The sequence below is a fragment of the Leptospira levettii genome (assembly GCF_002812085.1).
Lineage (GTDB): Bacteria > Spirochaetota > Leptospiria > Leptospirales > Leptospiraceae > Leptospira_A > Leptospira_A levettii.
Genome location: NZ_NPDM01000005.1, coordinates 174,646 through 196,046, shown reverse-complemented (window position 1 = coordinate 196,046; position 21,401 = coordinate 174,646). Strand labels below are relative to the sequence as shown.

Annotated in this window: 17 protein-coding genes; 12 read left to right on the top strand and 5 right to left on the bottom strand. The window is 38.4% G+C overall.

Translation table 11 applies throughout. The annotated features are described in order from the left end of the window. Genes mtnB through CH354_RS14880 form a run of 4 tightly spaced genes read left to right on the top strand, consistent with a single transcriptional unit; the run spans nt 1 to nt 3,910 of the window. Nucleotides 1–630 carry a methylthioribulose 1-phosphate dehydratase gene (gene mtnB / locus CH354_RS14895; RefSeq protein WP_100727698.1) on the top strand — a complete coding sequence of 210 codons (630 nt, stop codon included), beginning with the start codon at nt 1–3 and terminating at the stop codon, nt 628–630. Further along, nucleotides 627–1,349, top strand: a complete 723-nt coding sequence (locus tag CH354_RS14890; RefSeq protein ID WP_100727697.1) for an SDR family oxidoreductase — start codon at nt 627–629, stop codon at nt 1,347–1,349. Before mtnB ends, CH354_RS14890 begins: the two co-directional genes overlap by 4 nt. 5 nt (nt 1,350–1,354) lie before the next feature. Further along, complete coding sequence (locus CH354_RS14885) at nt 1,355–2,092, top strand: SDR family NAD(P)-dependent oxidoreductase (protein WP_100715851.1); 738 nt, start codon at nt 1,355–1,357, stop codon at nt 2,090–2,092. A 3-nt stretch (nt 2,093–2,095) separates the two neighbouring features. Beyond that, complete coding sequence (locus CH354_RS14880) at nt 2,096–3,910, top strand: hypothetical protein (protein ID WP_100727696.1); 1,815 nt, start codon at nt 2,096–2,098, stop codon at nt 3,908–3,910. A 3-nt stretch (nt 3,911–3,913) separates the two neighbouring features. On the opposite strand, the gene CH354_RS14875 is transcribed toward CH354_RS14880, so the two are convergent. The 4 genes from CH354_RS14875 to CH354_RS14860 all read right to left on the bottom strand — a co-directional run bounded on the left by CH354_RS14875 (nt 3,914) and on the right by CH354_RS14860 (nt 9,405). Then, nucleotides 3,914–4,873: a magnesium transporter CorA family protein gene (locus tag CH354_RS14875; protein WP_100727695.1), complete on the bottom strand. Its 960-nt coding sequence runs from the start codon at nt 4,871–4,873 to the stop codon at nt 3,914–3,916. Continuing rightward, a complete protein-coding gene (locus tag CH354_RS14870) occupies nt 4,873–6,654 on the bottom strand; it encodes a M61 family metallopeptidase (RefSeq protein ID WP_100727694.1) in 1,782 nt (593 codons plus the stop codon). Before CH354_RS14870 ends, CH354_RS14875 begins: the two co-directional genes overlap by 1 nt. A gap of 268 nt (nt 6,655–6,922) precedes the next feature. After that, nucleotides 6,923–8,998, bottom strand: coding sequence for a methyl-accepting chemotaxis protein (locus tag CH354_RS14865; RefSeq protein WP_100727693.1), 2,076 nt, complete (start codon nt 8,996–8,998; stop codon nt 6,923–6,925). A 50-nt stretch (nt 8,999–9,048) separates the two neighbouring features. Next, entirely contained in the window at nt 9,049–9,405 is a 357-nt protein-coding gene (locus CH354_RS14860) for a VOC family protein (RefSeq protein ID WP_100727692.1), read from the bottom strand. Nucleotides 9,406–9,471: 66 nt separating this feature from the next. Between CH354_RS14860 and CH354_RS14855 the strand changes: the two genes are divergently transcribed. Continuing rightward, entirely contained in the window at nt 9,472–9,750 is a 279-nt protein-coding gene (locus tag CH354_RS14855) for a TIGR04454 family lipoprotein (RefSeq protein WP_012476661.1), read from the top strand. Between the two features lie 37 nt (nt 9,751–9,787). Here the strand turns inward: CH354_RS14855 and CH354_RS14850 are convergent, their stop codons facing one another. Next, complete coding sequence (locus CH354_RS14850) at nt 9,788–10,063, bottom strand: hypothetical protein (protein WP_100727691.1); 276 nt, start codon at nt 10,061–10,063, stop codon at nt 9,788–9,790. Between the two features lie 44 nt (nt 10,064–10,107). Here CH354_RS14850 and CH354_RS14845 point away from each other — a divergent pair, with 44 nt between their 5' ends. The 7 genes from CH354_RS14845 (at nt 10,108) to metH (ending at nt 21,356) form a co-directional block, all read left to right on the top strand. Continuing rightward, nucleotides 10,108–11,028 (top strand): DMT family transporter, encoded by a 921-nt coding sequence (locus tag CH354_RS14845; protein ID WP_100715858.1) that lies wholly within the window; start codon nt 10,108–10,110, stop codon nt 11,026–11,028. Nucleotides 11,029–11,081: 53 nt separating this feature from the next. Continuing rightward, complete coding sequence (locus tag CH354_RS14840; RefSeq protein ID WP_100715859.1) at nt 11,082–12,209, top strand: Lsa36 family surface (lipo)protein; 1,128 nt, start codon at nt 11,082–11,084, stop codon at nt 12,207–12,209. Between the two features lie 74 nt (nt 12,210–12,283). Further along, nucleotides 12,284–14,824: a methyl-accepting chemotaxis protein gene (locus tag CH354_RS14835; RefSeq protein ID WP_100727690.1), complete on the top strand. Its 2,541-nt coding sequence runs from the start codon at nt 12,284–12,286 to the stop codon at nt 14,822–14,824. A gap of 97 nt (nt 14,825–14,921) precedes the next feature. After that, complete coding sequence (locus tag CH354_RS14830; protein ID WP_100727689.1) at nt 14,922–15,884, top strand: ArsR/SmtB family transcription factor; 963 nt, start codon at nt 14,922–14,924, stop codon at nt 15,882–15,884. A gap of 9 nt (nt 15,885–15,893) precedes the next feature. Further along, nucleotides 15,894–17,213 (top strand): adenosylhomocysteinase, encoded by a 1,320-nt coding sequence (gene ahcY / locus CH354_RS14825; protein ID WP_100727688.1) that lies wholly within the window; start codon nt 15,894–15,896, stop codon nt 17,211–17,213. Between the two features lie 48 nt (nt 17,214–17,261). Then, nucleotides 17,262–17,561 (top strand): ferredoxin family protein, encoded by a 300-nt coding sequence (locus tag CH354_RS14820; RefSeq protein WP_002980754.1) that lies wholly within the window; start codon nt 17,262–17,264, stop codon nt 17,559–17,561. Between the two features lie 78 nt (nt 17,562–17,639). Next, a complete protein-coding gene (gene metH / locus CH354_RS14815) occupies nt 17,640–21,356 on the top strand; it encodes a methionine synthase (RefSeq protein WP_100727687.1) in 3,717 nt (1,238 codons plus the stop codon). Nucleotides 21,357–21,401: the final 45 nt, after the last annotated feature.

Sequence of the window (21,401 nt, the reverse complement as noted above, 5' to 3'; positions counted from 1 at the left end):
TTGGATTTGATCACTTCTTTACAGGAAATCACCAATCTTTCCCATCTCTATTATTCACGGCAGTGGATGTTCGCCACTGCTGGGAATCTCTCTACCCGAGACAACCAAACCCACAACCAATTTTGGATCACGGCTTCTGGCAAACACAAAGGAGAACTAAAAGATTCCGATTTTGTTTGTGTATCGACAATAGATGGTAGTCTTGTCCAAGCAAACGATGGATTAAAACCATCAGCAGAAACATCCATCCACCAAGTATTGTATTCTCAGATGCCTGACGTTGGATCCTGTCTCCATGTCCACACGATTGATTCCAACTTACTGGAGTTTGGTGTTGGAAAAGAAGAAGGATTCAAAGAGATACCCCTTCCTCCCATCGAAATCATCAAGGCTTTTGGGATTTGGGACGAAAAACCGAACCTGACAATGCCCGTTTTTTATAACCACACACATGTTCCCACCATTGCAAATGAAATCAAACGATACTTTCAAAACCATGGGATTCCCAAAGTTCCCTTCCTTCTCATTGAAGGCCATGGCCCAACAGTTTGGGGGAAAACGATCGCAGAAGCCAACAAACACTTAGAAGCCGTTCATTTCCTTTTGCAGGTGATGGCACGTAGGATATGACAAATAAGACCCACGTTTTTATTTTCGGAATTGGTTCTGGAATTGGTGAGGGTCTTTACAATCGATTCCAAAAAGAAAAGGATCCAAACAGTCTTGTATTTGGATTTTCTAGAAAAGGGAAAAAAGAATTATCCACTTTTTCCTTGGAATCATCTGGAACCTATCAGTTTGATGCAAAAGACAACCAAACATTTGTTCAATTTGAATCATTGTTAAATGGTTTGTTTGATGGAAAACCCAAAAATTCTGTTTCAATACTCGTATACTTTGCATTAGGTGATGGAGTCTTTGGTCCAGTTTCGGAACTTTCCGATGTAGATTTACAGTCACATTTGGATTTAAATGTTGTTTCCCTTCTTAAACTTTCCCGCAGTTTTGCGAAACATTTACCAAAATGTTCCGAATCTACCTTTGTATTTTTAGGATCCACTGCTGGAAAACAAGGGTTCCCCGAATCTGCTCTTTATTGTGCTTCCAAACATGCTGTCCTTGGGATCTGCCGGGCCTTACGCGAAGAATGGAAACCATTTGGATCGAAGGTGGTCCATGTAAGCCTTGGGGCGGTCGCAACCGAGATTTGGGACACAAGACCAACATTTGACAAGAAAGACATGATTTCAGTTTCGGACATTTCCGAGTATTTGTGGTGTATTTCGCAGTTGCCAAAATCTATCTTTGTGGATGACTTATCCATTACCCCAAAGAAAGGAATTTTATAGGTCCGATGGAACTCAAGGAATCGATTGTTCTTGTGACAGGTGGCAGTGGCGGGATTGGACGTGAGATCGTGAGAACCTTAGTCCTTGCGGGGTTTTCCGTCTGGAATCTCGACAAAGTTCGTCCGAAAGAACCCATTTTACAAGAGACCTACCGAGAAGTGGACCTATCCGAAACACCTTTTGTGGTCGAAAGGAGTTTGTCCAAAATCCTTATGGAATCTTCCGATATGGGAGAGATTTATGGAATCGTTCATACAGCAGGTTTTGGTGGACCTTATCATCCAATCACGGAAGTATCCATTGAAGAGTGGGAATCCATTTTTCGTATCAATCTCACGAGTTTGTATCTGCTTTCTAAAATTGTACTTCCTATCTTTAAAAAATTAAAATTTGGAAGGATTGTCGCCATTGCATCTTCTTTGTCCATTGTAGGTTCTGGAAATTCGGTTGCTTATTCTGCCTCCAAACATGGATTAGTTGGATTTATCAAATCAATTGCAGATGAATGGGGTAAATTTGGAATCACTGCCAATGCGATTAGTCCAGGATATGTAGATACAAATATGGGTATCCAAGAAGACCAAGTTTCTGATCATAAATCAAAAATCATCAACCAAACACCTGTAAAACGAATCGCAGATCCTTCAGAAATCGCTCGTGTTGTAAATTTTCTTTTGCAAAAAGAATCTGGTTATATCACTGGAGCCAATTGGACCGTTGATGGTGGAATCACAGCCATTTAATTTATGAGAATTTCTCCTCCACACGATCATTTTTTACAACTCACTACCAAAGAAAATTTGGGAAGGTCTTCTGGTATCATCTTACAAAAAGAAGCACTTTCCATCATGAAGACTGTAGAAGCCCAAAGTTCCAGAGAAAATATTGAAGCGGGTCATTTGTTTCGTCCTACAGATTCAAATTTTGAAAAACTCAAAATGGATAGAGAAACGGCCCTCGACCAAATGTGGGAACTTATCGACTATGGGCTCACAACACAACTGTTTGAGATCAAATATGATGCTGATTTAGGTGAGTTACGTCTAGTTCCTTTTTTAGTTGGATTGCCTGGTGGTATGCCTCTTGAGGAACCTTATAAACTATTGATTGGACGTTCAACAGAACATCTATACGAATACATTCAAAACAAGCGGATTTTAACAGAAGATACCTGGCGTAATGTTTTAAACAAACTAGCTGATATTGATTACAAAGAAGAAGAAGGACCAGGCGACGAACTAGACCGTTTACTTGATCCCAAACAATTTCCTCTCCAACCTTCAGCAGAAATGTTAAAACGTTCTCGGGGTCTCATCATTGATGAATTGGCAAAAGAATCAAAGGTAATTGTATTACCTCATATTGGTTTTTATTTTTTACCCGAATCCGAAGCATCTAATTTTTTGAATATTGCAAATGAGTATTTGATGACAAAGGTCGAACCACTTGCCAAAGCATTTGATTCCGAAATTCGATTGGCTCTCGATCGATTGTTTGCACCAGGTTCCGGTGATGTGGAAATCAATGAAGTCGAAATCATTCGAGCCAAAGTTGATACTTTGTATGAATTCAAAGAGATCCTTAAAGAAAATGGATTTTATGCTTTTATTCATAACCTAAAAAAAGTAACAGAAATTGCAGTAAAATTTGCAGAGTTAGAAAAGAAGAAGGAAGTTGATCGATTATTAAAAGTCTACATGAAAATGTTAGACAGCCAATTTGATTTTGATTCAAGACTTCTTCGAATCAATTTAGAAAAAGATGATGAACACAATTTGGTGATCGTTGATTTACTTCGCAAAAACCCAAAAGTTTTATCAGCGGAATGGCATGATGCTGATTCTAAAATAGCTGTATTTGTTAATAATAACCAAAACAATATCAAAGAAATTAATACATTAATTTACCAAAATTATCGATTTACCACCGAACATATCTTATATTTAAAGGCAATTTTAGAATTAAATGAAAAGGAACTCAAACCCATCTTCAAAGATGAAGAGTTTGTGAAGACCTATGGTAAAAACCTACAGGCGGTTTATTTTAATTATATACCTTGGTTTTATAAATTATTCTATTTTTTAGGAATCACACCTATCGTAAACTCTGGTTATGCGAAAGCTAAATCAATTTTAACTTTTTTGCAAATGGACCGCCAGTTTTTATACCAAAAACGTAGGGAAAACTTCTTTAAGAAAAAACTAAGAGAAAGAGAAGAACGAATTGAGAAAGAGAAAAAACAACAGTTAAAAAAAGCTCTTGTGTCTGCGCTTTCAGATGCGTATTTTAATAAAAATTGTTTACCCTCTGTGGATTGGCTTGGAATGAACTATCCTGCTTTTTCTGCAGAAACATTGGAAAAAATGATTCCTGATTTTGCTTTTTTATCCACAACAGGGAAGTCCATTAAACCTCATTCTGTGATACTATTCCCGAATTCTCCTGAATTTGATTCTTTGAACAAAAAACTGAAAGATTTACTCAATCAATGGATCCGTGGCGAAATTGATTCACCACAGGAAGACCCAGAATTATTAGCTCAAATTCGAAGTTTGGTTTAAAAATTAATACCAACGTTTGATTCTAAAATAAACTAACATCAGTAAACCGAGAAGTCCCATTGCAGCAATGGCTGAGATAAAACCATATTCCCATTCCAATGTAGGCATATGTCTAAAATTCATTCCATAAATTCCAGCAACAAGAGACATCGGTAACATAATAGCAGTCATAATCGTTAGAATTTTCATGATTTCATTGGTTTTTCTTGTAGAGATGGCAATATGAGCTTCTAGTGCTGATGAAATAGATTCAATATTGCTATCCACAAGTTCTAAAATGCGAATCGAATGGTCACGTACGTCACGAAAAAAAGCATCTGCTTCATCACTAAAAAAACTATTTTTGATTTTTTCTAAATCTTCCAAAACTTCTTTGTTTTGTAACATTCCTTTTTTGATTGAAAGTAAACTTGATCGTAGACTATACACGTTACTGATATCCAAAGACTTTGCATTGCTAAAAATTTGATCTTCAAAATGTTCGATACGTTCTTCAATTTTTTGTGTGATTGCTAAAGTGTGATCCGTCTCTATATCCAATATTTTATGTACGATAAACTCATATCCTTTGGATAAAACTTTATTATTTGTTTTCCAGTCCTCAATCATATTCCCTATACTGTCTCGATAGTCCAAGGTGAGGGAAATGATTTGGTTTGGAGTTAGGATAAAGTTAAAATTTTTCTGTGTGAGTTGGTTCCGTTCGAAATGGAATCCTCGGAAAATAAAGAATATATAATTGGGAAATTTTTCTAATTTGATACGGCTATTTGGATTTAGAATGTCCTCAATTGTCAATTGGTGGATATTGTGTTTCTGGAATAAAAATGTGAGTTTTTCTTCGTTTTCGGCTGTTAAATGAATCCAATGTTTTGGATGTTTATGAGACAAGGGGAGTGGGGTATCTAATAATACTTCTTCCTTTGAAGAGGGAGTTAGGATGTAATTAAATATAGCAGGCATTAGACAATGTTCCTTAAAAAATATTCTCTGAGTTCTTTTTTTTCAGCACTACAATCTTCCGAGACCACGAATTTTCTTGTTTTGTACAAACCAGAAGCAGTCACCATCGTTTCTTTGATTTTTCCAGCTCTGGAAAGGATCAAATGGAACTTTTCACCTGGTCTTAGGTTTTTTTCCAATTTTTGCAGAATTGAATTATTTGCCCGTTTTCCATTTATCGCTAATATTTCATCATCTAACATTAAATCGATGGATTCGTTGTTTGATTTATGAAGAATTTTTTGAACATAAAGGTTCCCGTTTTTTTCTTTTGTTTTAAACCCAGTATCACCAATTAAATCAGTTTGAATCCGATGGATTCCGATATGGTCTAAATAAACATCTACTGGAATTGGTTTTGGGGTTTCAAGATATTCGTTAAATTCTAATTTTAAATCGACACCCGTAACTTCTTTTGCAACATCAAAAAACTCTTGTTTGGTGAATCCTCGTTGTTTTTCTTTTACAAAAATGTCGTTTAGTTTATGGAATAAATGTCTGATTGTTTTTTTTTCTTTAGATTCCTGTAATAAAAATAAATTCATACATAAAGCAAGGACTCCACCTTTTGTATAATAAGAAACGGTTATATTATGACTATTCCCATTCCTTTTATAATATTTTGTCCATGCTGTGAAAGAGGACTCTTCTAAACTCATCCAAAAATCAGCATCATTGTCCTCCAATGAAAAAATATCAGACTGTAGTTTGCTTAAATATTCCTCTAAATTTAAGAAACCTGCGTGGTATAAAAAATAAGCATCGTAAAAGCTTGTAAAACCTTCTGCAATCCAAAGTTCACGCGTTAAGTTTGGTTTCTGGTAATCAAATGGACCAAGAGCGATAGGACGAATACGTTTGATATTCCAAAGGTGAAAGTATTCGTGGGATAAGAGTTCTAATAATCGTTTGTATTCCTCATCATCATGAATGAGTTCAGGATTAAAATAATTGATACTGGATGCTTTGTGTTCTAATCCACCATAAGCTGGTAAACTTAAATTCAAAACAAATAAGTAGTACTGATTGGGGCTTTCCTGCATCCATTGGATTTGTGTTTCAGTGATTTTTTGTAAATCGTTAGAGAGTTTTGTTTTGAAGTCAAATGAGACGTCTCCTTCGATGAGTAATTCATGTTTGGTGGTGCCAGCTGTAAAAAATACTGAGTTTTTTTTGCTAAGATGGAATGGTGAATCAAAAAGTTCATCAAAATGATTGGAATAAAATTTATGAAAATTATTCTCATCTCTTGGTAAACTTGTGTAAATATTTGGGAAAATTTCAGAGACTTTAAACTCCACTGTGGTTGGTGTATCCAACCTACCTTCTGGGTACAAAAAAAGAGCAGGTGGGTTAATGAATCCAAATTCAGTTTCTAAGTAGTTGGTTCTGACAGTAAAATCTTCAAAAGCATAAATGATATAAGTGATTTCAAATTTTGGAGGGAGGTTGTTTAATTTCCATCGGTGTAAGTCCACCATTTCCCAATCAATGGGTTCATGGTTGTTAGGGTTTATGGCTTCAAATTTATGTAAGTGGGTAACATAATCGCGAATCATATAAGACCCAGGAGTCCAATTTGGCAAACAAAAACTAATTTGATTTAGATTGGTTTCAACGGTCAATCGCACTTGGTAATAATGTTTGTATAAGTCAAATACGCTAACTTCAAATTGTAATTGCAGTGATGGCTTAGACTCTATCTCCGAGGAGATTGTTTTCCCTTCTAACTCTTTTCCCATAGTACACTATCTTGTTTTATTTTAGTTTTAATCAAATGTTTTCTTGACCAAAAATCTGAAGAGTACTAGAAAAGGCTTAGCTAAGGTATAAGCAAAGGAGGTGGTCCATTTGGATAGTAGTTGTTACAACAAAAGATTTTTGACCCGCGAGGTGGCTGGGCAATAACGCCTGTGCTTTGTTGCAAAACCGACCAGACACAGTCTTTCCAAGTTCCGAATGGGTGGTCTCCTTCGGGCTATTTGCAGTCGCTTGGAAAGTACTTCTTCTTTACACTTCTTTTTCGATCCGAAAGGTTTTTAATAACTCATCTAAAGTATTTGTCACCTGTCCCAATCTTTCTGCATTTTCTGCCATAGAAGAAGATTGGTCTGAAAGTACCTGAGATCCATTTGAAATATTAATTGTCATATTGGCCAATTCGTTGGTTGCTCTTTGTTGTTCTTCTGTAGAAAGTTGGATCGACTTAACTTGTTCTGTGATTTCAACCACTTCTGTGTAAATACTTTCCGTGCGTGAACTTTGGTCTTCTATGAGAGGACCAATTTCATTGGAAGAGATGAAGATGAGTGACACTTCATCTGTGATTTTTTTTAATACTTCCACCAACCTTTCCACTTGTTGGTTCCCACGTTCAATAGAGTCCAATGCCTCTTCGGAAAGTGTATTAATTTGGGATACCGATTCTGCAGATTGGCTTGCTAACTTTGTGATCTCTTCTGCCACCACAGCAAATCCTTTCCCTGATTCACCTGCCCTTGCAGCTTCAATCGCAGCATTTAATGCAAGTAAACCTGTGCGTTTTGCAATATCTGAGATTACATTCGAAAAAGCAGTGATGGTTTTGGATTTTTCTTGGATTTCTCTGATTGCTAGAGATGTTTCCTTTGCCATCGAACGACCTTCTTCTGCATTCTGATTGGCTCGAACGGAAATTTCTCCAAACGTATTCACTTTTTCTAATATTTTTTTCATTAGGTTTTGGATGTCACCTAACGATTGGTGAATGGTTTCTGTATTTTCAACAGCACTTAATACATTGCTATGGATTGTTTCAGAAGAAGCATTTAACTCTTCTACTGTGGCACTTGCTTCTTCGGAAGAGGCTGCTTGGTTTTGGGCTAAATCAGTCAGTTCTGTGATTGTATTTTGAATTTTTTCAGTTGTTTCGCTAATTTTGCCAGATGATTTTTGTGCAATCCGAATTAGTTTTCGCAAGTGTTCGATCATTTGGTTTAAAGTAACCATGATACTACCCAATTCATCCATCTGGTCAATTTGGATGAGGTGCCTTAAATCCCCTGAAGCTACTTTTGTGGTAGATGCATTGATGGATTGGATACGTCGATCCACTAACTTTTGGAAACTAAAGTAAATTGATAAAATGGAAAGAGTGACTCCTAAGATCCCAAGTCCAATGGTCACAATGATGATGGAATTGAGAGTGGATTGGATTTGGGATTTGGGGACAGAAATACGGGCAAACCAAGGATCGTTTTTTTCTATAATGGAGATGGGAACTGCCACATGGAAGTAATCATTAAATTCGTAAATGTTTGTATCATTGTTTTTGATTCGATCATAAAAATAGGGATCTGCTGCTGATCGAAAATCTAATCCTTCTGAAAGGTGGGTAAACCCATCATATAAAACCAAATGATTGTCTGAGATCAGAGTGATTTTGCCTTCCCCATCCGCAAATTTTAGTGAATCTAAATAGGATTTAATAGTTGTTAGACTTATGTCAATTCCTGCAATCCCTATGAATTTCCCATTTCGTAAAATTGGTTCCATGATGGAAACAATGAACATGTCGGTTTTTCCAACCTTATATATGTAAGGTGATGTGATACTGGTTTGTAAGGTGGATTTTGGTTTTTGGTAAAATTCTCCCTGAATGGGATCATCAACATTCTTCAATGGTTCAGAGAATAGTTTATCTCCATCTCGGAAGATATAGGGAATGAATCTACCTGTTCCATCATGGTCTTTTGTGTTTTTATAAAGTGAATCTTTCCCATCAAATGCATTGGGTTCAAAACCACAATACGTCGCAAAAGCAATGTCGTTTTCTTTGTTTAATGATTTAAGATAATTGATTGCATCTGCCCTAGAAATGATATTCCCATTGTCGTAGGATTTACGAAAGGCGAATGTTTTTTTCATAGGTGACTTGAGAGTGTTCGATATGTCACTTGTAACTTTGGAGGAAATGTATTTTGTATCTTCTTCTAAATTATGTTGTAATGTAGATCTAACAACCATCGAAAGGACAATCATGATCCCTGCAATGATGATAGAGATGACAGCCAACGATATCAATATGATTTTCTTTTTGATCGACATAGTTTCCCTACAATCAGGTGACGATTAAAATAGTTTTGGAAATTGTTTTCTCAACTCATTTCTAAAGAAGGTGGAAATTTTTCTGGGTAGGTACTAACACCTAGTCCATTCCCATCGGGATCTTGAAAATACATTGTAAAGTCTGTACGCGAAACGATGGTGATGGATGCCAAAAATTCCCTCCATTCGGCTTCTTTTGAAATTCCCAATGCAAACACCAGGTTTTTGGGTGATTCCCTTTTCCCATCTTCCAACATCAAGAGAATGGAACCAAATTGGATCCAGACAGAACGAATGGATCCGGATTCATAAAAATGTTCTTTTATGAGCTTAGAACCTGGAACCTTCAGATAAAAGGCAGCCAAATGGCTTGGATGGGTTGTTCCTATGGCAATGTGATGGATCATTTTTTTGTTTTCAAATCCCTTTGTAAAAAAGAAACTATCAGGAAATCTATTTCATCGGAGTTTTTCATGAAAAAATCTCTTATCCTTGCGCTCGCTCTCGGGCTATTTTTGGCGAATTGTAAATCCAAAGTGTATACCCAAGAAGAGTGTGAATCTGCGCTTGCAAGTACTTTCACTCAAATTGAGGAAGAAGCTAAAAAGAACCCAGCAGCAGCTCCCGTTCTTGCAGGTTTACAACAAGGCAAACAAAAAATGATCGACCAGTGTATGGAAGGAAAATTTGATCCAAACTGCTTAAAAAATGCTCCAGGAATCGCTGGCATTATGGGCTGTGTCAAAAAATAATTCGCTACCATTACCGGGAGTTTCGATTCCCGGTACCTCACTTTTCTTCTAAAACTTCAAACCCTTTTTTATCCGTATAACAACCGTGAGTTCTGTACGGTCCATCTTCGAAAAAACGAATTTGTTGTGCATAACGTTTTCCTTCCCACAAACATCGTTTGCAAACAAAAGGCATAATGGCCCAATCCTCACATTCTTCTGGACGAAACGTTGGGAAGACACGTAACAATGGTTTGGATATTTCCTCATTTTGATCGGAAAAAACGGAAACACTTCCCAATAGAAAAATCAAAAAAACCAAATACCGGATCATCCATTTAAACTATCGGGATTTTCACAGATTTCCAGGATGGATTTGTGAAAGAAAATACAAATGTAGAATGGAAAGGGGTGGCGTTTGTTTTAATTGGAGCGTTACTTTTTAGCGCCAAAGCGGTAGTTGTTAAATTGACCTATCGTTATGAAATCTCTGCCATTGGATCCTTATTTTTTCGGATGTTATTTGCCTTCCCATTTCTTTTGTGGATGGCATGGTCCGCTGAGAAAGAAACCGATAAACCTTCCTTAACAAAAAAAGACTATTGGAATGTACTCCTTATGGGAGTGGTAGGTTATTATCTTGCTAGTTTGTTTGACTTTGTTGGACTCAAATTCATTAGCGCTGGTCTTGAACGAATCATTTTATTCATTTATCCAACTCTCGTTGTCATTTTATCTTTTTTGTTTTTGAAAAAGAAAATTCACGTTAGGGAAATTTTTTCACTCATTCTGACATATACAGGTGTATCATTGGCATTTGGTCAAGATGTACAATTGGGATCACCTAAGGACGTTAGTTTAGGTGCTTTTTTTATCTTACTTTCAGCGTTAACATATGCGATTTATCTTATGGGGAGTGGGTCCATCATACCTAGGTTAGGTGCAAAAAGATTTACGGCATGGGCACTTATCATTTCTTCCATCGTAGTGTTCCTTCACTTTCTAATTTTTGGAACGTACAAAGAACTCATCCAACCAATCTCATTTTATCTATTGGCCTTTTTTATGGGAACTGTGAACACCGTTGTTCCTGCCGTTTTTGTGTCAGAGGGGATCAAACGTGTGGGAAGTAAAACAGCAGCAATTGTTGGATCCATTGGACCAATGTCGACTTTATTTTTAGCGTATTGGTTATTGGATGAACCAATCACCATCCTACATAGTATTGGAACATTGTTTGTTCTTACAGGTGTTTTTTGGATTAGTACGGGAAAAAAACCAAAAGAAGTCTCTGTTTGAGAGAGAAAATTACTTTCCAATTGTTGATTCAGAGTAGAGAATAAAGGATCTATATGAAATTTAGAATCGTTTTCCTTTCCACAGTTTTGGTCACCTTGTTTGCACAAACGGAACTATCTGCCCAATTTACCTGCGAAGGAACAGCTTGTAGTTTTTTGCCTTCACAACTCACAGAAACAGGAAATGCCACACTTAAAAAATTCGAGAAGGGTTATCTCGACGAAGTATTAAAAACAAATTTAGAAGCAGGTTTTTTGGCCAATGTAGGAGCAAGTAACATTGGAACAGGTACTGTCCGCCGTATCCAAATTGGTGTGAGTGCATCTGCTGCTGGTTATAAAAAAGACGATATCCAAATCCAAGATGATTTAATCAAATACCCAAAACTTCCGAATGTTGGTGGAGCTGTCATACCGTCCATCCACTTGGACATCAACCCAGGTTGGTTACTCGGAACTGATGATGGTAGTTTCCTTCGTCGATTTGGAATTTTTTTGCATGGAATGAATGTTGCTGTCACACAAGACCAACTCCAAACTGCATCGAATAACAAAAATTATGAGGGAAGGATCGCCGTACGCTCGTATGGTGGTATGCTTCGTTACCAACTGGTCGAAAAAGAAGGGTTTTTAATGAACCTCATTACTTGGAATGGGATCAATGTGGGAGTGGGGCATCATGTGATGGAACAGAACATGAGTCTCAGTTATTTGGAAGGGAAAGCCGCTCAAATTGAATTCCAAGGTGTAAAGGGAAAATGGGGTGGTGACACGAATTTTCTTTTTAACACAAAGGTGCAAACAACCAATGTGGACTTACGTACTGGGATTGGACTCTTTTGGGTAGCAAACTTAATCGTGGGGGGAGGTTACAGTTGGAATTCTGGGCATAATTCTGCTTCTCTCTCTCGTAGAGGCCCTTTCATCATTTCAGCCAACCAAGATTTGCCATTGGAACTTCCTAGAGAATACCAGACAGTCCTTGACCAACAACTCCTTGCCCAAAATCCAAATGCCACTCTTGGTTTTCGTGCCAGTGGAGAATCCAATTCGAAACGAGGGATTGGGTATGGGATTGTGGGTTTGGAATTGGACTTGTTCATGCTCAAAGTCATCGCCGAGGGATTGTATGGTGGCAAAGACCTCTACTCAGCAAATTTAGGACTCAAACTCTCATTTTAGAAAACTTCGGGGAAAACCATAAAACCTTGCCGTACTTCGTATCCTATTTACGATATGCTAAGGTCTAAGTTTCAATGAATTTGTTCAAACGTTACAAACGTTCTTTCATCATGGCTTCCCAAGTATTTTCCTTGGGAGTCGTGGTTCCAATTGGGATTGCTCTCATTTTATTTTATGTCGATTTAAGTTCCACTCAGATTAAGACCTTCTTGGGGGCGTCTGTCTTAGCAGCCCTCATCACGTTACTGCTTCCTAGTTTTATTTTCCCGAAAAAACTAGAGTCCATCAAAAAAGGTTTACTCGAACTAGAGTCCCAGTCGGAAAAAAATCCAGAAACGTATACAAAAGTATGGGATACCATTGCGAGAATGCCAGTGATTGGTGCTGCTGTTGGTGCATCTCAGTGGGCACTTGCCATCCCCATCGTTTTTATTCCCGTATTGTACTTACCTGAAACAAGTAAATCGGATGGGTTTTATATTATATGCAGTTTGATTCTCACTGCACTTCTCAATATCATCATCTCATTTGTATTTTTAGAGAAAGCATCTCACATCGTACTCGATGATGATATCTTCCAATCAGAACTCAATGATCGAATCACTCCTTATTATCGTAATTTAAAAAATACCGTACCTGTTATGTTTTCCTTTATGGTAATGGTACTCTCCATATTCCTTTTGATTTATTCTTTTAATGTGAATGCAAAGGCATTGGAGAAAGCGTTTTCAAACCAATTGTATAATTTTAACCAAAGTAATGAAGCAGGGATTAATGTTTATTTTGAAGCAGTCGAAAATACGTTAAAAGACGTTGCTTCTTTGCCATCCATCAAACAGGCACTAGAAACACGAAATTATAAATTAGCGGTGCCTGCTTTGGAAAAAGCTTATGGTGATACGCAATTACTCCTTGAAAATGCTTTTATAGCATCATTTGAGGAAGGAATTCCAATTGTTGCTTCTGGACTTCCTGGCGGAGCAAGTGTTGGTTACAAACTTGTGGCCAATCCCGAAGTTGCCGAAAACATCAAAGCCTCCAAAGAAGGTAAGTCACATGTTGGGGTTGCTGTAAAATCACCATTTAACGGTCAGATTGTGATCATGATCACAACACCCGTAAAAAATGCAAATGGAACTGTTGTTGGATTTGTTGGAATGCCTTTTTTAGTTGGAAAGGCAATGGAATCTTTCTTGAAAAATGTAAAAATTGGGTCCACTGGTTATTCGTTTTTACTCGATCGAGATTCCACAATGGTTTACCATCCCAATCCAAAATACCTAATGAGTAGTTTTAAAGGTTCCGAATTTGAAAAGCTTGCTATGAATGCTGGAGAAACGGATTCCTTTCGTAACCCTTGGGAGGGTTCAACATTTTTACTCCGAAGAAAAGTCAGCACTAAGTATGGATTACAGTTTTTTTCTACCATAGATCTCAAAGAAATTGAAGTAGAAAGTTTGTCTTCTTTGCGTGGTTTAACTGTTATTAGTTTAATTGGATCGATAGTCATCGCACTTTCCATTTATATGTTGTTTTCTGCAAGGTTCCATCCGATGAAAACAATTGGGAAGGTTTTACAAAATGTAGAAGTGGGAGATTTACGAACCAAAGTAAAGTTGGAATCTTCCGATGAATTTGCTCGCCTTTCTCGTGGACTAAATGCAACACTCAAACAAATCATTGAAGTAGTTGGTTCCAACCAAGCATTCTCTGAAGATTTGGCTTCCTCCGCGGAACAAATGTCAGCATCGCTGAATATGTTGTCATCGAATGCGCAAACACAAGCTGCTTCTGCTGAAGAAATCTCTGCTTCCATTGAAGAAATTTCTGCTGCTGTTCAAAATGTTGATGCCCAAGCAGAAGACCAGTTCCGCAAAGTTGATTTTTTGAAAGCAAAAATGGCAGAACTTTCGAGTCTCATTGAAGCTACCGGCAAACAAGTGGGAAAGGCATCACAGGATGTGAATCAAATTTCCGAGGAAGCAAAATTAGGACAATCATCACTTGATTCGATGCGGAATTCCATTTCCAAAATCAGCAATAGTTCGGAAGAAATTGGAAGTGTGATCGAAATCATTAATAATATTTCAGAGCAAATCAACTTACTTGCGTTAAACGCTGCTATTGAAGCAGCAAGAGCGGGGGTATATGGTCGTGGCTTTGCTGTGGTTGCAGATGAAATTGGGAAACTCGCCGAAAAAACTGCCATTTCAATCAATGACATAGGTGAACTCATCCAAGCAAACGAAAAGGAAATTGAAAGTGGTCGAGACACGATTGAAACCACCATCTCTCTCATCCAAAGGATCATCCAGGGTGTGACTTCGTTTGATGAAATGACGGACACCATTGAAAAAAGCACCAAAGAACAGCTCATCATCAACCAAAAGGTAGGGGAAGAGGTGGACAAGGTGAACCAAATCAGCCAGGCGATCCGACTCTCCATGGAAGAACAAAAAAATGCGATTGGGGAGGTTGCCCAAGCTATTTTTAGCATCAATGACCTCACCCAAGGGACTGCCGCAGGCCTGGAAGAAATGACTGCGACTGCCAACGGGATCGCAAACTTAGCGGAAACCCTAAAAAGAAAGATCAACTTCTTTAAAATCTCTTAGATTCCCCCGAAAACTGTCCCCATTTTTGGGGGCAGTGCATTTTTTGGTTGCTTAGAATCTACATATCAAGATTTCTTGATATGTAGATATCTTGGAAATGGCAACAGAAACCCTTCAATCCATCCGCAGTGCCTCACAAATCCTTGCAGCCACGAAAGCGATTTCTGATGAAACGAGGATTCGGATCCTCCATATCTTAAGTTTTGGGGCATTTTCCGTGAATGAAGTGGTGGAAATTTTGGGTATGGGCCAATCACGGATCTCCCGCCATTTAAAAATCCTGACGGAAGCAGGGCTTATCGGTTCGAGGCGCGAAGGCAGTCTGGTTTACAGTTTTTTACCAGATGAAGAGGGATTTGGATTCAAATTCCCATTAGAGCTCACCAAATTATTGTTATCTTATAAAGAAGAACTTCCCTCCAGAGAAAAGGACCAAAAAATGGTTCATCAAATTTTAGAAGCTCGTGAAAAAAAATCGAAATCATTTTTTGATGGAGTTGCTGAGAGTTGGGAAAAATTACAGGAAGAAACCTTACACCCAAAACTCTATCGTTCATGGATTTTACAAGAGTTACCTGTTTGCGAAAACATTGTCGACTTGGGATGTGGGCCTGGGGGTCTTATTCCTTTTTTATTGAATAAAGCAAAACATGTTACGGGAGTTGATAACTCTTCCCGTATGATTGAAAATGCATCCATTCATTTTGCAAAAAATCCAAGTGTGAGTCTAATCCAAACACCTATGGAACATTTGCCACTTTCATCTAACTCCTGCGATGCGGTAGTAGCATCTATGGTTATGCATCATATTTCTCATCCACCTACAGTCTTAGAAGAGATTGTCCGTGTATTAAAACCTGGTGGCGTTTTGTGTATTGTCGATTTAGAGAGACACAATGCGGAATACATGAGAGATAATTTTGCGGATTTATGGCTTGGGTTTGAACCAGAATTATTTGAATCATGGTTATCGAATGCAGGTTTTAAAGTCGAATCCATTGGAGAAATCCAAACAGAATCAAGTTTTAAAATTTTAACAATCAAAGCAACAAAGGAATAAGGAAACAAAATGTCCACAGCAACTGAAACAAAATCGGAACGATTGCCATATAAAGTGAAGGATATCTCTCTTGCAGAATGGGGAAGAGAAGAAATCATTTTGGCAGAAAAAGAAATGCCAGGTCTTATGGCTCTTCGTAAAGAATTCGGAACTTCTAAACCACTCAAAGGTGCAAGAATTTGCGGATCTCTTCACATGACAATCCAAACAGCGGTTCTCATTGAAACCTTGAGCGCATTAGGTGCTGACATTCGTTGGTCCTCTTGTAACATTTTTTCAACACAAGACCATGCTGCAGCCGCTATTGCAAAAGCAGGTATCCCTGTATTCGCATGGAAAGGCGAAACGGAAGAAGAATACTGGTGGTGTATTGAACAAACACTATTTTTTGATGGTGGCAAAGGTCCAAACATGATCCTAGATGATGGACATGACCTAACACATTTTATCCATGAAAAATACCCACAACTACTTGCAGACATCAAGGGTGTTTCTGAAGAAACAACTACAGGTGTGATTGCACTTCATAAAAAATTAAAAGCGGGAACTTTAAAAATCCCTGCAATCAACGTAAACGACTCTGTCACAAAATCAAAGTTTGATAACCTTTATGGTTGCCGTGAGTCACTTGCTGATGGAATCAAACGTGCAACAGACGTGATGCTTGCTGGAAAAGTAGCTCTTGTTTGTGGATACGGAGACGTTGGAAAAGGTTCTGCAGCATCCCTTCGTAACTTTGGAGCACGTGTGATCGTTACTGAAATCGATCCTATTTGTGCACTCCAAGCAGTGATGGAAGGATACCAAGTGCTTCGCGTGGAAGATGTGATTGAAAACGCAGACATCGTTGTGACTGCAACTGGAAATGATGATATCATTACTCTTGAACATATGAAAGCGATGAAAGACGGAGCAATCCTTTGTAACATTGGTCACTTTGACACAGAAATTCAAATGTCACGTTTGAATTCTGAAAAAGGTGTTATTAAAAAAGAAATTAAACCCCAAGTAGACAAATACACTTTCCCAAATGGTAAATCCATCATCGTTCTTGCGGAAGGTCGTCTTGTGAACTTAGGTTGTGCAACAGGCCATCCATCATTTGTGATGTCTAGTTCCTTTACGAACCAAGTTTTGGCTCAAATTGAACTTTATACTACGAAATATGAGTTGGGTGTGTATCGCCTTCCAAAACACTTGGATGAAAAGGTAGCTGCACTTCATTTGGAGCAGTTGGGTGTTCGTTTGACAAAACTCACTCAAAAACAAGCTGATTACATCAGTGTTCCTTTAGAAGGTCCTTACAAACCGGACCATTACCGCTACTAAAAATATTGCCCTTTTTGGTGAATCTGAAAAGGGCTTTGGGAGTTTCTCATGGCGTATGTTGTAACTGAAATTTGCGTTGATTGTAAATACACGAGTTGTGCTGCAGTTTGTCCTGTTGAAGCTTTTCACGAAGCTCCGGACACTTTGTACATTGATCCAGATACTTGTATTGATTGTAATGCCTGCCAATACGAGTGCCCGATTGATGCGATTTTTCCGGACTATGATGTTCCTGAAAAACACAAACCGTCAATTGAAGTGAACGCAAAAGAAGCAAATAAATTCCCGGTAATCGTAACAACAAAACCACCACTCAAAGGTGCAAAATGTTCCGACCCGAGTAAATAATTAACCTTGTGGGTGGATTATGAAAGTAATCGCCCACTTTTATTTTAATCTACTGATCTAATTATATACATAAATATTATGAAATTTGAATATACCAATCCTTCTTCTAAAACCCTCTTAAAGTTACTCAAGGAAAAAATCTTAGTTTTAGATGGTGCCATGGGAACCATGATCCAAAGGCACTCACTTGAGGAGGATGATTTCCGTGGTGACAGGTTTAAGGATTGGCCTGTTTCGATTAAAGGAAATAATGATGTTCTTGCGATCACAAGACCAGATATCATTGAATCTGTCCACTTAGAGTATTTGGAAGCTGGTGCGGATATTATCGAAACCAATACCTTTAGTTCCAACATTGTCTCACAAGCAGACTACAAAATGGAATCTGCAGTAAGGGACTTAAACCTAGCAGCCGTTCAGTGCGCAAAAAATGCAGTCGAAAAATTCAAAGCAAAAACTGGGAAAACAGATGTTTTTATTGCAGGTTCGATTGGACCAACTGTCAAAACAGCATCTCTCTCTCCTGATGTAAATAACCCTGCATTTCGTGCTGTCACCTTTGATGAATTAGTTGATTGTTTCCATGAACAGGTATCTGCATTACTCGATGGTTGTGTGGATTTATTATTACCAGAAACCAATATCGATACTTTGAATCTAAAGGCATGTATCTATGCCATTGAAAAGGTATTTGAAGAACGAAACATTCGTATCCCAGTGGTCCTATCGGTTACCATTACCGATGCATCTGGTAGAACCCTTTCTGGTCAAACGGGTGAAGCGTTTTACATTTCCATCAAACATGCAAAACCACTTGCTGTTGGAATCAACTGTGCGCTCGGTGCAGGTGAGATGCGTCCTTATATTGAAGAAATATCTCGTGTTGCTGATTGTTATGTATCTTGTTACCCAAATGCAGGCCTTCCAAACGCATTTGGTGGGTATGACCAAACACCAGAAGAATTTGGTGGTTGGATGAAAAATTTCGGTGAAGCAGGATTTTTAAACATCGTTGGTGGTTGTTGTGGTACCACACCTGCTCACATCCGTGCTGCAAAAGAAGCCGTTAGTTCGATCAAACCTCGTTCCTTAAAAGAACAACCAAAACTCAGTGCCTTTGCGGGACTCGAACCTCTTAAGCTTACCAAAGACCAAGGGTTTATCAACGTTGGGGAAAGAAATAACGTCACAGGTTCTCCGAAGTTCAAAAAACTCATCTTAGATGGAAATTTTGAAGAAGCAGTACAGGTTGCCTTACAACAAGTACAAGCTGGTGCCAATATCATTGACATTAACTTTGATGAGGCGCTTCTCGATGGAGAAGCTTCGATGACAAAGTTTTTGAATTTAATCGCAGGGGAGCCGGACATTGCCCGTGTTCCTTTTATGGTTGATTCCTCCAAATGGTCAGTTCTCCTTGCAGGACTTAAGTGTATCCAAGGGAAACCCATCGTAAACTCAATCTCCCTTAAAGAAGGGGAAGAAGTATTTTTAAACCATGCACGCACTATCCAAAGATTTGGTGCGGCAGCAATTGTAATGGCTTTCGACGAACAAGGACAGGCGGCAACCAAAGATGACAAAGTCAGAATTTGTAAACGTGCTTATGACTTACTTGTTTCGAAGTTAGACTTTGAACCTACGGATATTATATTTGATCCAAACATCCTTACGGTTGCAACAGGGATTGAAGAACATAATAATTATGCTGTCGATTTTATCGAAGCGACTCGTGAGATTAAAAAGGTTTGCCCAGGTGCGAAGGTATCTGGTGGACTTAGTAATATTTCCTTTTCTTTCCGGGGGAATAACCCTGTTAGGGAAGCGATGCATTCCGCCTTTTTGTACCATGCTATCCAAGCAGGAATGGACATGGCAATTGTCAATGCAGGGATGTTAGAAGTTTACGAAGAAATTCCGAAAGACTTACTCGAGTTAGTGGAAGATGTTTTACTGAATCGAAGACCAGATGCGACTGAACGATTGATCGATGCTGCTGGAAGTTTCCATGGTGAAGCAAAAGTTCAAAAAAAGGATGATGTTTGGCGCAGTGGATCAGTAGAAGAAAGACTCACACATGCTCTAGTGAAAGGGATCGACGAATTTGTAACCCAAGATACAGAGGAAGCAAGGAAAAGTTTAGCAAAACCTCTTGATGTCATCGAAGGCCCTCTCATGAACGGGATGAAGGTGGTAGGGGAACTTTTTGGTGCTGGTAAAATGTTTTTGCCACAAGTGGTAAAAAGTGCGCGGGTAATGAAAAAGGCTGTCGCATACCTCATGCCATTTATGGAAGAGGAAAAACGAAATCAAAAAGACGAAAGTAAACAAGCAAAATTCCTCATCGCTACTGTAAAAGGTGATGTTCATGATATTGGGAAAAATATTGTGGGTGTGGTACTCGCATGTAACAATTATGAGGTGATTGATCTTGGTGTCATGGTACCTTGCGAAAAAATATTGGAAACTGCCAAAAAAGAAAATGTAGCAGCCATTGGCTTATCTGGTCTTATCACACCATCTCTAGATGAAATGGTTTATGTGGCAAAAGAAATGGAACGATTGGAGTTTAAGGTACCTCTTCTCATCGGTGGTGCTACCACTTCTCCTGCCCATACGGCGGTGAAAATTGCTGAACAATACTCACAACCTGTATTACATGTGATGGATGCGTCTCGTGTAGTGAATGTGATGAATAGTGTCTTAAATCCTCAAACATCAAAAGAGTATGCGAAAACCATCACGGAAGAACAAGCTCGGATTCGCGAAGAGTTTTATTCCAGAGAAAGTGAGCGTAATATCCTTCCAATTGCGGATGCCATCAAAAACAAATTTGTAGCAGATTGGGATTCTTACACTCCACCAAAGCCAAGTTTTACGGGCGTAAAGGTTATTGAAAATGTTACATTAAATGACTTGTTACCATTCATTGACTGGTCACCTTTCTTTTTGGCTTGGGAATTAAAAGGGCGTTTCCCTCAAATTTTGAAAGACCCAGTGATTGGTAAAGAAGCCACTTCCTTGTACAATGATGCCCAAAGTATCTTAAAAGAAATGTTGGAAAATCCAAACCTCAAACCGAGAGCTGTTGTCGGTATGTTCCCAGCTGTTTCCCATGGGGAGATGGTGGAAATTTTTGAAGATGAAACCAAACAAAAATCATTGGGATTTTACCCAATGTTACGCCAACAAACAACAAAAATGTCAAACCAGCCTAACTATAGTTTGGCGGATTTTATCGCTCCAAAAGAAACTAACAAAAATGATTATATTGGTTATTTTGCAGTCACAGCAGGCCACGGTATTGAAGAATTAGCAAAAACCTATGAAGTGAAACATGATGACTACAATTCGATTTTAGTGAAAGCATTAGCGGATCGTTTTGCAGAAGCTTTTGCGGAATACATGCACCATAAAATGCGAGAAGAGTGGGGTTTTGGAAAAGACGAAAATTTAACCACTGAAGATTTGATCCGTGAAAAGTATCGTGGGATTCGTCCTGCACCTGGTTATCCTGCTTGTCCAGACCATACAGAAAAACGCAAAATTTGGAAACTTTTGGATGTCGAAAAAAATGCAGGCATCAAACTCACTGAATCTTGTGCAATGTGGCCTGCAAGTAGTGTGAGTGGGTATTACTTTTCACACCCTGAAGCGCGTTATTTTGCAATTGGGAAAATCAACGAAGACCAAGTAGAACCTTACGCTAAAATGAAAGAAATGGAAAAATCTGAAGTGGAACGTTGGTTGTCTCCGATTCTAAACTACGACCCATCCAGGAAGTCTAAAGGATAAAACCTCATACAAATGATTGTTATATTCTAACAATCATTTGTGATG

Excerpts from the sequence above, each read along its gene's own strand:
- CH354_RS14875 (WP_100727695.1), bottom strand. The coding sequence starts at position 4,873 with ATGCCTGCTATATTTAATTACATCCTAACTCCCTCTTCAAAGGAAGAA.
- CH354_RS14885 (WP_100715851.1), top strand. The coding sequence starts at position 1,355 with ATGGAACTCAAGGAATCGATTGTTCTTGTGACAGGTGGCAGTGGCGGG.
- CH354_RS14865 (WP_100727693.1), bottom strand. The coding sequence starts at position 8,998 with ATGTCGATCAAAAAGAAAATCATATTGATATCGTTGGCTGTCATCTCT.
- CH354_RS14850 (WP_100727691.1), bottom strand. The coding sequence starts at position 10,063 with ATGATCCGGTATTTGGTTTTTTTGATTTTTCTATTGGGAAGTGTTTCC.
- CH354_RS14880 (WP_100727696.1), top strand. The coding sequence starts at position 2,096 with ATGAGAATTTCTCCTCCACACGATCATTTTTTACAACTCACTACCAAA.
- CH354_RS14860 (WP_100727692.1), bottom strand. The coding sequence starts at position 9,405 with ATGATCCATCACATTGCCATAGGAACAACCCATCCAAGCCATTTGGCT.
- CH354_RS14870 (WP_100727694.1), bottom strand. The coding sequence starts at position 6,654 with ATGGGAAAAGAGTTAGAAGGGAAAACAATCTCCTCGGAGATAGAGTCT.
- CH354_RS14820 (WP_002980754.1), top strand. The coding sequence starts at position 17,262 with ATGGCGTATGTTGTAACTGAAATTTGCGTTGATTGTAAATACACGAGT.
- ahcY (WP_100727688.1), top strand. The coding sequence starts at position 15,894 with ATGTCCACAGCAACTGAAACAAAATCGGAACGATTGCCATATAAAGTG.
- CH354_RS14855 (WP_012476661.1), top strand. The coding sequence starts at position 9,472 with ATGAAAAAATCTCTTATCCTTGCGCTCGCTCTCGGGCTATTTTTGGCG.
- CH354_RS14835 (WP_100727690.1), top strand. The coding sequence starts at position 12,284 with ATGAATTTGTTCAAACGTTACAAACGTTCTTTCATCATGGCTTCCCAA.
- metH (WP_100727687.1), top strand. The coding sequence starts at position 17,640 with ATGAAATTTGAATATACCAATCCTTCTTCTAAAACCCTCTTAAAGTTA.
- CH354_RS14840 (WP_100715859.1), top strand. The coding sequence starts at position 11,082 with ATGAAATTTAGAATCGTTTTCCTTTCCACAGTTTTGGTCACCTTGTTT.
- CH354_RS14890 (WP_100727697.1), top strand. The coding sequence starts at position 627 with ATGACAAATAAGACCCACGTTTTTATTTTCGGAATTGGTTCTGGAATT.
- CH354_RS14830 (WP_100727689.1), top strand. The coding sequence starts at position 14,922 with ATGGCAACAGAAACCCTTCAATCCATCCGCAGTGCCTCACAAATCCTT.